Source organism: Terrimonas ginsenosidimutans, from assembly GCF_022012415.1.
In the GTDB taxonomy this organism is placed as follows: Bacteria; Bacteroidota; Bacteroidia; order Chitinophagales; family Chitinophagaceae; genus Terrimonas_A; species Terrimonas_A ginsenosidimutans.
In genome coordinates this window covers 50,517-62,816 of sequence record NZ_JAKLTR010000024.1, presented here as the reverse complement: position 1 = coordinate 62,816, position 12,300 = coordinate 50,517, and the positions used below count along the sequence as shown (strand labels likewise).

Genomic DNA, 12,300 nt, shown 5'->3' with positions numbered 1-12,300 from the left:
ACTTTTTACTTTGAAACTTATGTTAAAGCAGGAATATACAATAACAGTTTATACAGAGAACCAGATCGGTTTACTGAACAGGATCGCTATTATCTTTTCCAGAAGAAAGATCAATGTGGAAAGCCTGAACACTTCTCCTTCTGAGGTGGATAGCGTTCACCGTTTCACTATCGTGATCAACGAAACAGAGGATGTTGTAAGAAAGCTTTGCCGCCAGATCGAAAAACAAGTGGAAGTATTGAAGGCATATTACAACACCAATGATGAGATCATCTGGCAGGAACTGGCGCTGTATAAAGTACCTACAGATATTATTGCTGAACATGTTCAGGTGGAACGGTTATTACGAGAGCATGGAGCCAATGCTGTTGTGATCCGTAAAGACTATACGGTTTTTGAAGTGGCGGGACACCGTGAAGAGACTGACAACCTGATCAAAGTACTGGAGCCGTTTGGCCTCATCGAATTTGTCAGAAGCGCGCGGGTTGCTATCATCAAAGCAAGCGATGGCTTCCACGAAAAACTGAAAGAGTTCGAATACAGGGAACCAGGTGAAGATGCAGCAGAGAATGAGTACCTGAATGATAATGAGAAAGTGTTTACCATGTAGAGCGAAGTAAAAAGTCAAAAGTAAAAATTAAAAAACGTTGACTTGATACGACAGATACGAACAATATGGATAATACTTTAGAGATAATAAGAACGACCAGGAAGAATTTTTTGAAGCTTATTGAAGGGTTGACAGAAGAGCAGCTGAATAAGATCCCCGAAGGATTTAATAACAATATCATCTGGAACTTCGGACATATCATCGTTACACAACAAACACTTTGCTATGTACGGATGGGATTCAATAGCAGCATCGCTCCTTCTTTAACGGAGCGATTCAGGAAAGGAAGCAAACCTGAGCAACCGGTAACAAAAGAAGAAATAGCTCTTTTCAAAAAGGAATTGAAACACCAGATAGATCAACTGGAAGAAGACATGCAAGCCGGACTGTTCTTACGCCGGACGTATGAGCAACTTCCAACCAGCTATGGCATCACCATCAACACACTGGATGAAGCCGTTCACTATCTGGCAACACATGATGCTTTGCATTATGGTTATGCAATGGCGCAACAAAGACAAGTAAAAAATTAAAAAGTAAAAATTAAAAAACCGGGACTTCAAGACAGAAGAACAACCACTGACCCGATGCCTGATATTTTTAATTTTCACTTTTGAATTTTTACTTAGAAACATATTTGGAATTTTTACTTTTTAATTTTTAATTTTTAAACAATGGCAAAACTAAATTTCGGCGGCGTTGAGGAAAACGTTGTAACCCGTGAAGAATTTCCTTTAAGCAAAGCGCAGGAAGTTTTAAAAAATGAAACAGTAGCGGTTATTGGCTATGGCGTACAAGGTCCTGGTCAGGCCCTTAACCAGAAAGATAACGGCATCAATGTGATCGTAGGTCAGCGTAAGAATTCCAAAACATGGGATAAAGCCATAAAAGATGGATTTGTACCAGGTGAAACGTTGTTTGAAATTGAAGAAGCTCTTCAAAAAGGAACTATCATCTGCTACCTGTTGAGCGATGCTGCGCAGATCGCCCTGTGGCCTACTGTACAAAAACACCTGACCCCAGGTAAAGCACTATATTTCTCTCATGGCTTTGGTATCACGTTCAATGAGCAAACCGGCATCGTTCCTCCAAAAGATGTGGACGTATTCCTGGTTGCACCAAAAGGTTCAGGTACATCTCTGAGAAGAATGTTCCTGCAGGGCCGTGGATTGAACAGTTCTTATGCGATCTTCCAGGATGCAACCGGTAAAGCTAAAGAGCGCGTTGTTGCTCTCGGTATTGCAGTAGGAAGCGGTTACCTCTTCGAAACTGATTTCAAAAAAGAAGTTTACTCTGATCTTACCGGCGAGCGTGGCACATTGATGGGCGCTATCCAGGGGATCTTCGCTGCACAATACCAGGTGCTGCGTGATAAAGGACATACACCAAGCGAAGCATTCAACGAAACTGTTGAAGAACTGACGCAATCACTCATGCCACTCGTGGCTGAAAACGGTATGGACTGGATGTATGCAAACTGTTCAACAACGGCACAGCGTGGCGCACTCGACTGGTGGAAGAAATTCCGTGATGCTACTGCACCTGTATTCAAAGAACTGTACGAGAGCGTTGCTACAGGTAAAGAATCTCAGCGTTCAATCGACTCTAACTCACAAGCAGACTACCGTGAGAAACTTGATGCAGAACTGAAAGAGCTGCGTGAAAGCGAAATGTGGCAGGCTGGTAAAACAGTTAGAAGCCTTCGCCCGGAAAATCAAAATGTAGAAGCTTCTGCAACGGACTCTTCTACTAAAGATGTTTTCCGTCAGCAAGCTCTTAAAGCTGAATCAGTAGGCTAGGTTAAGCTTATAGCAGATCTCCTTTGCGTTCTCTGCGACTCCTTAGCGTACTTGGCGATACTTATGTTTGGAATAAAGGTATCGCCAAGTACGCTAAGGAGTCGCAGAGTGCGCAAAGGACTGCTTCAAAAATAACAGACACACGATGGAAGTAATAACGAATACAACTTTGCATTACGCTGAAGCAGCTAAACGTTTACAAGGCATTGTAAACCGGACCCCGCTACAGTTGAATGCAAACCTATCCCGCAAGTACAACTGCAATGTTTACCTGAAGCGTGAAGACCTCCAGGTCGTTCGCAGCTACAAACTGCGCGGAGCCTTCAATATGATGAAAAGCCTTCCATCAGAAAAACTCAGCGTGGGCGTTGTTTGCGCCAGCGCGGGCAACCATGCTCAGGGCTTTGCGTATAGCTGTAAAAAACTTGGCGTGAAAGGTGTTGTATTTATGCCGATCATCACTCCCAAACAAAAAGTGAATCAGACCAGGATGTTTGGCGAAAGCAATATCGAGATCAAACTGGTGGGAGACACTTTTGATGATTGCGCCATTGCTGCCAAACAATTCACAGAAGAAAACGGAATGACTTTTATCCCTCCTTTTGATGATTATCGCATCATTGAAGGACAGGCAACAGTCGCCGTTGAAATACTTGAAGATCTTTCCGACATCGACTATGTTTTTATTCCAGTTGGCGGCGGCGGTTTGGCCGCGGGTGTAGGTTCTTATTTCAAAATATTCTCTCCGCAAACAAAGATCGTTGGTCTTGAACCTGAAGGAGCTCCATCAATGCTTACAGCGTTGAACGCCGGCCATCCTGTGACGCTTGAGCAGATAGAACGATTTGTAGACGGTGCTGCTGTAAAACGCATTGGTGACCTTACCTTCTCTATCTGCAAAGACGTACTGGATGATATGAGATTGGTGCCCGAAGGAAAGATCTGCACCACGATCCTGAAATTATATAATGAAGACGCCATCGTTGCTGAACCAGCCGGAGCAATGTCGATCGCAGCCCTGGACGATTTTGCTGACCGGATCAAAGGCAAAAATGTGGTTTGTATCGTAAGCGGCAGCAATAATGACATCGACCGGATGCAGGAGATCAAAGAAAGAAGCCTGCAATATGAGGGGCTTAAACACTACTTCCTCATCAGTTTCGCGCAAAGACCAGGAGCCCTGAAAGAATTCGTCAACTATGTCCTAAGTCCTACAGATGATATTACCCGGTTCGAATACATGCAAAAGCACAATAAGGAAAATGGTCCGGCACTCGTCGGGATCGAGCTCCAGGCAAAGAAAGATTACGAAAACCTGATAGAAAATCTCGAAAAATACAATATAAGGTACACCGAGCTGAACAAAAATGACACCTTGTTTGGATATCTGGTGTAATTAAAAAGTCAAAAGTAAAAATTAAAAAATAGCATCTGATCAATTGATTTTCGATCAAGGAGGTAAAAAAAATGGATTTCGTAAGGCTCAAGACAAAAATTTGATCAATAAGATCTAAATACCTTATAGTAAGTTTTTTTTTAATTTTTACTTCTGAATTTTTACTTCCTTTTCTTCACGTCCTGTGGAAAATTCTTCACCAATGTCCCAATTCCTCTGAAAAATTTTTAGTATTTTCAATCGATTCTTGCCAGCTTTCCAGAGATTCTTATACTTTTTTATTTTTTATCTAAAAAACTTGAATTGCTTATGTCGAGCAATATGGGATTGTACAACCCTGCCTTCGAGCATGATGCCTGCGGGATCGGTTTTGTGGCAAACATCAAAGGTGGCAAATCACACCAGAATATCTCCGACGCGCTGACCGTTTTGGAGAATATGGAACACCGCGGTGCCTGCGGTTGTGAAAACAATACAGGTGATGGCGCCGGTATCATGATACAGGTACCTCACGAGTTTTTCTTTGATGAATGTCTAAAACTCGGTGTCCACCTGCCCTCCTATGGCAAATACGCTGTCGGAATGGTCTTCTTCCCTAAAGAGATCCGCCTGCGCGAGGAATGCCGGGAGATCTTCAACCGCACGGCTGAAAAGCTTGGGCTTGAGGTACTCGTATACCGTAAAGTTCCCGTCAACACACACGATATCGGCCCAACAGCTCTCAGCGTTGAACCGGAGATAGAGCAGGTATTCATTGCCTGCCCCGATCATATCTCCAACCCCGAAGAATTTGAACGCAAGCTATTCATTCTTCGCAACTATGCCACTCATACAGTTAATAATACGGTCAAAAAGGATGAGATTGGGTTCTACCTCGCTTCTCTTTCCTATAAGACCATTGTATACAAAGGTCAGCTTACCAGCGGACAGGTTCGCGGATACTTCACCGATCTCAGCAATAAAAGAATGGTAAGCGCATTCGGTCTTGTTCACTCCCGCTTTGCGACAAACACGTTCCCTTCATGGAAACTTGCTCAGCCATTCCGCTATATTGCACATAATGGTGAGATCAATACACTGCAAGGCAACCTGAACTGGCTGAAGACAAGTGAAAAGAATTTCACTTCACCTTACTTCACCAAAGAAGAGATGGATATGCTGTTGCCAGTTGTCACCAACGGACAATCAGATAGCGCATGCCTTGATAATATTATCGAACTGCTCACCATGACGGGGCGCTCATTGCCGCACGTAATGATGATGCTGATCCCGGAAGCATGGGATGGAAATGATCATATGGATCCTGTCAAGAAAGCATTCTATGAGTTTCACTCTGCATTCATGGAACCCTGGGATGGACCAGCTTCTATTTCTTTCACAGACGGAAAGATCATTGGAGCAACACTTGACAGAAACGGACTTCGTCCTTCACGCTATTGCGTGACTTCAGATGATCGCGTGATCCTCGCTTCTGAAACAGGCGTACTTCCTGTGCACCCTTCTTTAATAAAAGAAAAAGGACGCTTACAACCCGGCAAGATGTTCGTCGTGGATATGGAGCAGGGAAAGATCATCAGCGACGAAGAACTGAAAGCACAGATCTGTTCTCAAAAGCCTTACGGCGAATGGCTGAACAAATACAAGATCCGCCTGGAAGAACTGCCAGAGCCACGTATCATGTTCACCCATCTTGAGCACGACCAGATCTTTAAATATCAGAAAGCATTTGGCTATAGTACCGAAGACCTGGACAACATCATTGCGCCAATGGCACTCGATGGAAAAGAGCCGATCGGTTCAATGGGAACGGATACACCGCTGGCTGTATTAAGCGATCAGCCGCAACACCTGACCAGTTATTTCAAACAACTCTTTGCACAGGTTACCAATCCGCCGATCGACCCGATCCGCGAAAGACTGGTGATGTCTTTAGCCAGCTTCGCCGGCAATAACGGAAACCTGCTGATCGAAGATCCATTGACATGTCATAGCGTAGCATTAAAACAACCTGTTCTTACCAATCACGAACTGGAAAAGATCAGAAGTATCGATACAGGTTTATTCCAGGCAAAAACACTGCAATGTTATTTCCGTGCAAATGGAAAGGACGGCGCACTGAAGGCCGCACTGGAGCGCATCTGCCGCTATGCCGTAGATGCAGTGGAAGACGGCTTTAAAGTACTTGTATTGCAGGATCGTGCGATCGACTCCGATCACGCCCCGATCCCGTCAGTGCTTGCTGTTTCCGCGATCCACCACCACCTGATCCGCAAAGGACTGCGCGGCCAGGTTGGCGTGATCGTAGAAGCAGGTGATGCGTGGGAAGTTCATCACTTCGCCTGCCTTATCGCATTCGGAGCAACCGCCATCAACCCATATCTCGCATTATCTTCGATCCGGGATATGAAAGAGTCAGGAAAACTGAAAACAACACTCTCACATGATGAACTGAAGAAAAATTACATCAAAGCTGTTAATGATGGTTTGCTGAAAGTGTTCTCCAAAATGGGGATCTCTACACTGCAGTCATACCAGGGCGCGCAGATCTTTGAGATCCTCGGGCTGAACAGAGAAGTGGTGGACAAATATTTCACCGGTGCAACTTCACGTATCGAAGGCATGGGCCTCAATGAGATCGCAAAAGAAGCGCTGGCCAAGCACTACTTTGCTTTCAGCAAGAAAGATATTCCTGTCGACCGCTTACCTGTAGGTGGCATTTACCAATGGAAAAGAAAAGGAGAATTCCACCTTTTCAATCCGCAGACAATCCATTTGCTGCAGCATTCAACGCAGCATAACGACTACTCAACGTTTAAAAAATACTCAAAGCTAGTAAACGAACAGGGCGAAAAAGCCTGCACGATACGAAGCTTGTTCCGGTTCAAAAAGATCAGGCCTTCTGTTTCTATTGAAGAAGTAGAGCCGGCTGAAAGCATCTTCAAACGCTTTGCTACAGGTGCCATGAGCTTTGGCTCTATCTCCTGGGAAGCACACACCACGCTGGCTATTGCCATGAACCGCATCGGTGCAAAAAGCAATACAGGTGAAGGCGGTGAAGATGAAAGAAGATATGAACCACTGGAGAACGGTGACTCTATGCGCAGTTCCATCAAACAGGTGGCGTCTGCCCGCTTCGGTGTAACGAGCCTCTATCTTACTGAAGCAGATGAGCTGCAGATCAAGATGGCACAAGGCGCAAAACCAGGCGAAGGCGGCCAGTTGCCCGGACATAAAGTAGATGACTGGATCGGCAAAACAAGACACTCTACTCCGGGCGTTGGATTGATCTCTCCTCCTCCGCACCACGATATTTATTCAATCGAAGATCTTGCGCAGCTGATCTTTGATCTGAAAAACGCAAACCGTAAAGCACGCATCAGTGTAAAGCTGGTGAGCAAAGCGGGTGTGGGAACGATCGCTACAGGAGTTACGAAAGCAAAAGCGGACGTAGTACTCATCGCAGGTTTTGACGGTGGTACGGGTGCATCACCTGTATCGTCTATCAAACACGCTGGTCTTCCATGGGAACTTGGCCTGGCTGAAACACACCAAACTCTTGTAAAAAATAAACTCCGCAGCCGTGTAGTGGTACAGGCTGATGGTCAAATGAAAACAGGTCGCGATATTGCTGTTGCAGCCCTGCTCGGTGCTGAAGAATGGGGTATCGCAACAGCCGCGCTTGTTGTAGAAGGTTGTATCCTGATGCGCAAATGCCACCTGAATACCTGCCCGGTTGGTGTGGCAACCCAGGATCCTGATCTGCGCAAACGCTTTACCGGCGCAGCGGATCACGTAGTGAATTTCTTCCGCTTTATGGTACAGGAACTGCGCGAGATCATGGCAGAGCTCGGTTATAAGACCGTCAATGAAATGATCGGCCAGGTAGAGAACCTCGAAGTAAGAGACGATATCACGCACTGGAAATATAAGAACCTCGACCTGTCTCCTATTCTTTACAAAGAGCCTGCATCTGAATACACAGGCCTTTACAACACAGAAGAGCAGGATCATGGCATGCAGAATATCCTTGACTGGAAACTGCTTGAGGCAGCCAAACCTGCCCTGGAAAATAAAACACCAGTCCGTGCGTCATTCCCGATCATCAATACAGACCGTACGGCAGGCACCGTATTGTCCAACGAGATCACAAAGAAATACCGCGCAGCGGGATTACCGGAGAATACGATCCATTACAAATTCACCGGCACAGCGGGACAAAGCTTTGGTGCATTCAACACCAAAGGGGTAACACTGGAGCTGGAAGGTGATGCGAATGATTATTTCGGTAAAGGATTAAGCGGTGCTAAACTGATCATCTATCCCGCACGCAACGCATCATTTGTTCCGGAAGAGAACAGCATCATTGGCAACGTGGCATTCTATGGCGCAACAAACGGCGAAGCATTTATCCGTGGAAAGGCCGGCGAACGCTTCTGCGTCCGTAATTCAGGAGCAAATGTGGTGGTGGAAGGAATAGGCGATCACGGTTGTGAATACATGACAGGTGGACTTGTAGTCATACTTGGCGACACAGGAAGAAACTTTGCAGCCGGTATGAGCGGCGGCATCGCGTATGTATATGACGTTAAAGGTAAGTTCAAAGAGAACTGCAACCTTGAAATGGTCGACCTTGACGCTTGCGAACTGGAAGACAAGAACGAATTGTTCACACTCATCCAGAAACACCTCGAGTATACAGACAGCACTGTTGCACGATTCATTTTACAGGACCTGGACAATCAACTCCAGCATTTTGTAAAAGTGTTTCCTAAAGACTACAAGAAGGTGGTTGCTTTAAAGCGGGCAAACACGGCCGAAGTAAAAATTCAAAAGTAAAAATTAAAAAATTACTGCCAGGAGTACCAGGTCAAACTATAAAAGACTGTTTTTTTTTACTTTTTAATTTTGACTTTTACTTTTTAGCAGTTTCAATTATAAACTCTGTCGCTCATGGGTAAGCCAACAGGATTTAAAGAATTTACCAGGGAATTGCCTGGTAAGTTACCGGTGCAGGAAAGGCTGCATAATTATAAAGAGTTCGTTGAGAAATTCAGTGAGCAGAAACTGAATGATCAATCTGCGCGCTGCATGAACTGCGGTGTACCTTTCTGTCATAGCGGTTGCCCTCTCGGTAACGTGATCCCTGAGTTCAACGATGCGGTGTACAGGAAAGATTTTGAAGAAGCTTACGATATTCTTACTTCGACCAATAACTTTCCCGAGTTTACAGGACGGATCTGCCCTGCTCCATGCGAATCAGCATGCGTGCTTGGCATTAATCAACCGCCGGTAGCAATTGAAGAGATCGAAAAACATATCATAGAGATCGCATTTGATAAAGGCTTTGTAAAGCCAAGGAAACCAAATCTCCGCTCAGGGAAAAAAGTAGCCGTGATCGGCTCTGGCCCTGCCGGACTTGCCGCAGCTGCTCAATTGAACTATGCAGGACATCTTGTGACGGTTTTCGAGCGTGACGACAAACCAGGCGGTCTTCTGCAATATGGCATTCCAGATTTCAAACTGGAGAAATGGGTTGTGGAAAGAAGGATCCGGGTAATGGAAGAAGAAGGGATCACTTTCCAGTGCCATGCAAATGTGGGGGTGAATGTTCAGATCAATGACCTGTTGCGCGAATACAATGCCATTGTACTTGCGTGTGGCTCCACCGTGCCGCGCAATCTCCCGATCCCCGGCCGTGAATTGAAAGGCGTTCACTATGCGATGGAATTCCTGAAACAGCAGAACAAGCGTAATGCAGGGAAAGATCCGTTAGCGTTCGGAAATATTGAAAGCAATATTCTTCATGAAGAGTTATTGGCTACAGGAAAAAATGTAGTGGTGATCGGTGGTGGCGATACAGGCTCTGATTGTGTGGGAACCTCCAATCGTCACGGGGCAATGACCGTTACACAATTTGAATTATTACCAAAGCCACCGGAAAGCCGAACAACGCTGATGCCGTGGCCAACCTATCCAATGGTTCTCAAAACAACGTCTTCTCACGAAGAGGGCTGCGAAAGACATTGGGCTATTGCTACGAAAGAATTCATCGGAGATGGCAATGGCAATCTGAAAGCCTTGAAAGTAGTAAACCTTGAATGGAAGGCTTCAACAGATGGACGTCCTGCACAGATGGTGGAAGTACCCGGTAGTGAAAGAGAACTGCCCTGCGAACTGGCATTACTCGCCATGGGATTCGTTCATACGCAGCATGCAGGTTTATTGAATCTGCTGGAGATCGAAAAAGATGAGCGTGGCAATATCAAAGCCTCTGATAAAAGTTACCAGACGAGTCTTCCAAAGATCTTTACCGCCGGTGATGCACGACGCGGTCAGTCACTGGTAGTGTGGGCCATAAGCGAAGGGCGTGAGTGCGCGAGGAAAGTGGACGAGTTCCTGACAGGTGGTACGTCTTTGCTGGAAACAAAAGATTCGATATTGCAGGTGGCTTCATTGTAATTCACCAGCGAGAGCATTATAAAAGCCGGCGTGAGAGTTCGACTCTTACGCTGGCTTTTTTTTGATCGTTTTTCAACGAGCGGAGGCTGAAAAGTCTGTTTGCCTTTTGCCTTCGCGCCTATATGCCGACAAAGACTTCGGCTTTTTTTTCGAAAAAATCCAACCCCTGCAATTCTGCCCCACTTTAATTCTTCGGGGTTGACCTGCAAATACAAGCTCTGAAAACTTCTTAAACGAGCTCAGTTTCACGCGATTCGAAAAAGTAGCAACGCTAAATCAATGATACAGATCAAGAGAATTAGATATATTACAAAATATAATAATTATACTAATTAGTTAACTGAATCCACATTTTCTAAACATTTCTTCAAATATTTTTCACATTAAATACAATTATGCTAAAAATGCTCTAATTTAGAATTAATGATTGCTGCATAACATTTTTATTTAATATCAAAACCCCCACTTACTGATTATGAGCAAAACAACCGTGAAACAGGTGGCTCCCTTCCTTATCCTGCTGATCGTAGCGATTGCAGCGATATTTGTGAGTCCTGCAGCATCATTTGACCCAGCCTCCGTTGTAGGCGAGGATGGTGCCCCTAAGTACACTTACAACAGCGGAGACATTGCGTGGATGCTTGTATCCTGTGCATTTGTGTTCCTGATGACCCCGGCTCTGGCTTTTTTCTATGGCGGCATGGTTGGACGCAAGAACGTTCTTTCTACCATGATCAAAAGCACCGTATCGGCTGGTATTATTTCTGTCCTTTGGATCGTGGTACTTTTCAGCCTTTGCTTTGGAAAATCCATCGGCGGTGTGATTGGCGATCCCCGTACATTCTTTTTCTTTAAAGATGTAATAAGTGGCGAGCCCTGGAGCCTGGCTTCTTCAATTCCGTTGCCTTTGTTTGCTTTCTTTCAGTTAATGTTTGCAATTATTACTCCCGGCCTCGTAGTAGGTGCGGTTGCAGAGCGGATTCGTTTCAGCTCTTATACACTTTTCATTGTTTTGTTCGGCGTGCTTGTGTACGCACCTCTTTGCCACATGGCATGGCATCCTGAAGGCCTGATGTTTGGTTGGGGTGTACAGGATTTCGCAGGTGGAACTGTTGTGCATATTTCTGCAGGTACAGCTGCACTGGCTGGAGCATTGGTATTAAAGCGCCGCAAAAATACCAGCACTGCCGCTGCAAATATTCCCTATGTCCTGATCGGAACTGGTTTGCTCTGGTTTGGCTGGTTTGGTTTCAACGCAGGCAGCGCAGTGGGTGCAAGCTCACTCGGAGTTTATGCTTTCGCTACTACTAATACTGCTGCTGCGGCGGCTGGTTTATCCTGGATGTTCTGGGATGTTATCCGCGGAAAAAAACCTTCTGTTCTTGGCTTCTGTATAGGTGCTGTTGTCGGCCTTGTTGCAATAACACCAGCTGCTGGTTTTGTTGGTGTTCCCCAGGCTTTGTTCATAGGCTTTATCGCGGCGATCATTTCTAATATCGTTGCAGAATTCCTGAAGCACAAAACAAAACTGGACGATCCTCTTGATGTTTTCGCCTGCCATGGTGTTGGCGGTATCACGGGTATGCTTCTGACAGGTGTGTTCAGTACGGTTAAACCGGGCGAAACAGCACTGTTCCCTGGTTCTCAGTTCCTGATCCAATTAGCAGGTATGCTGCTTGCTGTAGGTTATAGCTTTGTTGTATCATTCATCATCTTCAAAGTGATCAATATGGTATTGCCAATGCGTGTAACTGAAGAAGAAGAAGAAGAAGGACTGGATGCTTCTCAACACAATGAAAAATATGTTCAGGGAACTCTCCTTGTACACAATAACGGCGTCTTCGAAGAAAAGACAATCGCCGAATAACTAAGATCGTTGACCGTCCTCCGCCAGCCGGAGCCTTTGCGAAGGCTGGCGGATTTTATTCAACCGGACAGGTAAAGTATATCTCAGTAAATTATTAAGCAGACTCTCAAAGAAGATTCCGGTCAACGGTGAACGGATAACGGACAACGTGTAAAATCCATGCCCTCTT

Annotated in this window: 7 protein-coding genes; all 7 read left to right on the top strand. The window is 45.3% G+C overall.

Annotation, left to right across the window (positions count from 1 at the left end; genetic code table 11):
• The first annotated feature begins 19 nt into the window (after positions 1 to 19).
• Positions 20 to 610: an acetolactate synthase small subunit gene (gene ilvN / locus LZZ85_RS25640; protein ID WP_237876521.1), complete on the top strand. Its 591-nt coding sequence runs from the start codon at positions 20 to 22 to the stop codon at positions 608 to 610.
• Between the two features lie 65 nt (positions 611 to 675).
• Positions 676 to 1,143, top strand: a complete 468-nt coding sequence (locus tag LZZ85_RS25635) for a DinB family protein (RefSeq protein ID WP_237876520.1) — start codon at positions 676 to 678, stop codon at positions 1,141 to 1,143.
• Between the two features lie 141 nt (positions 1,144 to 1,284).
• Positions 1,285 to 2,409 (top strand): ketol-acid reductoisomerase, encoded by a 1,125-nt coding sequence (ilvC, locus tag LZZ85_RS25630; protein WP_237876519.1) that lies wholly within the window; start codon positions 1,285 to 1,287, stop codon positions 2,407 to 2,409.
• A 145-nt stretch (positions 2,410 to 2,554) separates the two neighbouring features.
• Positions 2,555 to 3,805 carry a threonine ammonia-lyase gene (ilvA, locus tag LZZ85_RS25625; RefSeq protein WP_237876518.1) on the top strand — a complete coding sequence of 417 codons (1,251 nt, stop codon included), beginning with the start codon at positions 2,555 to 2,557 and terminating at the stop codon, positions 3,803 to 3,805.
• Between the two features lie 309 nt (positions 3,806 to 4,114).
• Positions 4,115 to 8,641: a glutamate synthase large subunit gene (gene gltB / locus LZZ85_RS25620; protein WP_237876517.1), complete on the top strand. Its 4,527-nt coding sequence runs from the start codon at positions 4,115 to 4,117 to the stop codon at positions 8,639 to 8,641.
• 114 nt (positions 8,642 to 8,755) lie between these two features.
• Positions 8,756 to 10,264, top strand: a complete 1,509-nt coding sequence (locus LZZ85_RS25615; RefSeq protein ID WP_237876516.1) for a glutamate synthase subunit beta — start codon at positions 8,756 to 8,758, stop codon at positions 10,262 to 10,264.
• Between the two features lie 475 nt (positions 10,265 to 10,739).
• Entirely contained in the window at positions 10,740 to 12,131 is a 1,392-nt protein-coding gene (locus LZZ85_RS25610) for an ammonium transporter (RefSeq protein ID WP_237876515.1), read from the top strand.
• The last annotated feature ends 169 nt before the right edge of the window (positions 12,132 to 12,300 follow it).

Coding starts and splice junctions, on each gene's coding strand:
- ilvN (WP_237876521.1), top strand. CDS start 20: ATGTTAAAGCAGGAATATACAATAACAGTTTATACAGAGAACCAGATC.
- LZZ85_RS25635 (WP_237876520.1), top strand. CDS start 676: ATGGATAATACTTTAGAGATAATAAGAACGACCAGGAAGAATTTTTTG.
- ilvC (WP_237876519.1), top strand. CDS start 1,285: ATGGCAAAACTAAATTTCGGCGGCGTTGAGGAAAACGTTGTAACCCGT.
- ilvA (WP_237876518.1), top strand. CDS start 2,555: ATGGAAGTAATAACGAATACAACTTTGCATTACGCTGAAGCAGCTAAA.
- gltB (WP_237876517.1), top strand. CDS start 4,115: ATGTCGAGCAATATGGGATTGTACAACCCTGCCTTCGAGCATGATGCC.
- LZZ85_RS25615 (WP_237876516.1), top strand. CDS start 8,756: ATGGGTAAGCCAACAGGATTTAAAGAATTTACCAGGGAATTGCCTGGT.
- LZZ85_RS25610 (WP_237876515.1), top strand. CDS start 10,740: ATGAGCAAAACAACCGTGAAACAGGTGGCTCCCTTCCTTATCCTGCTG.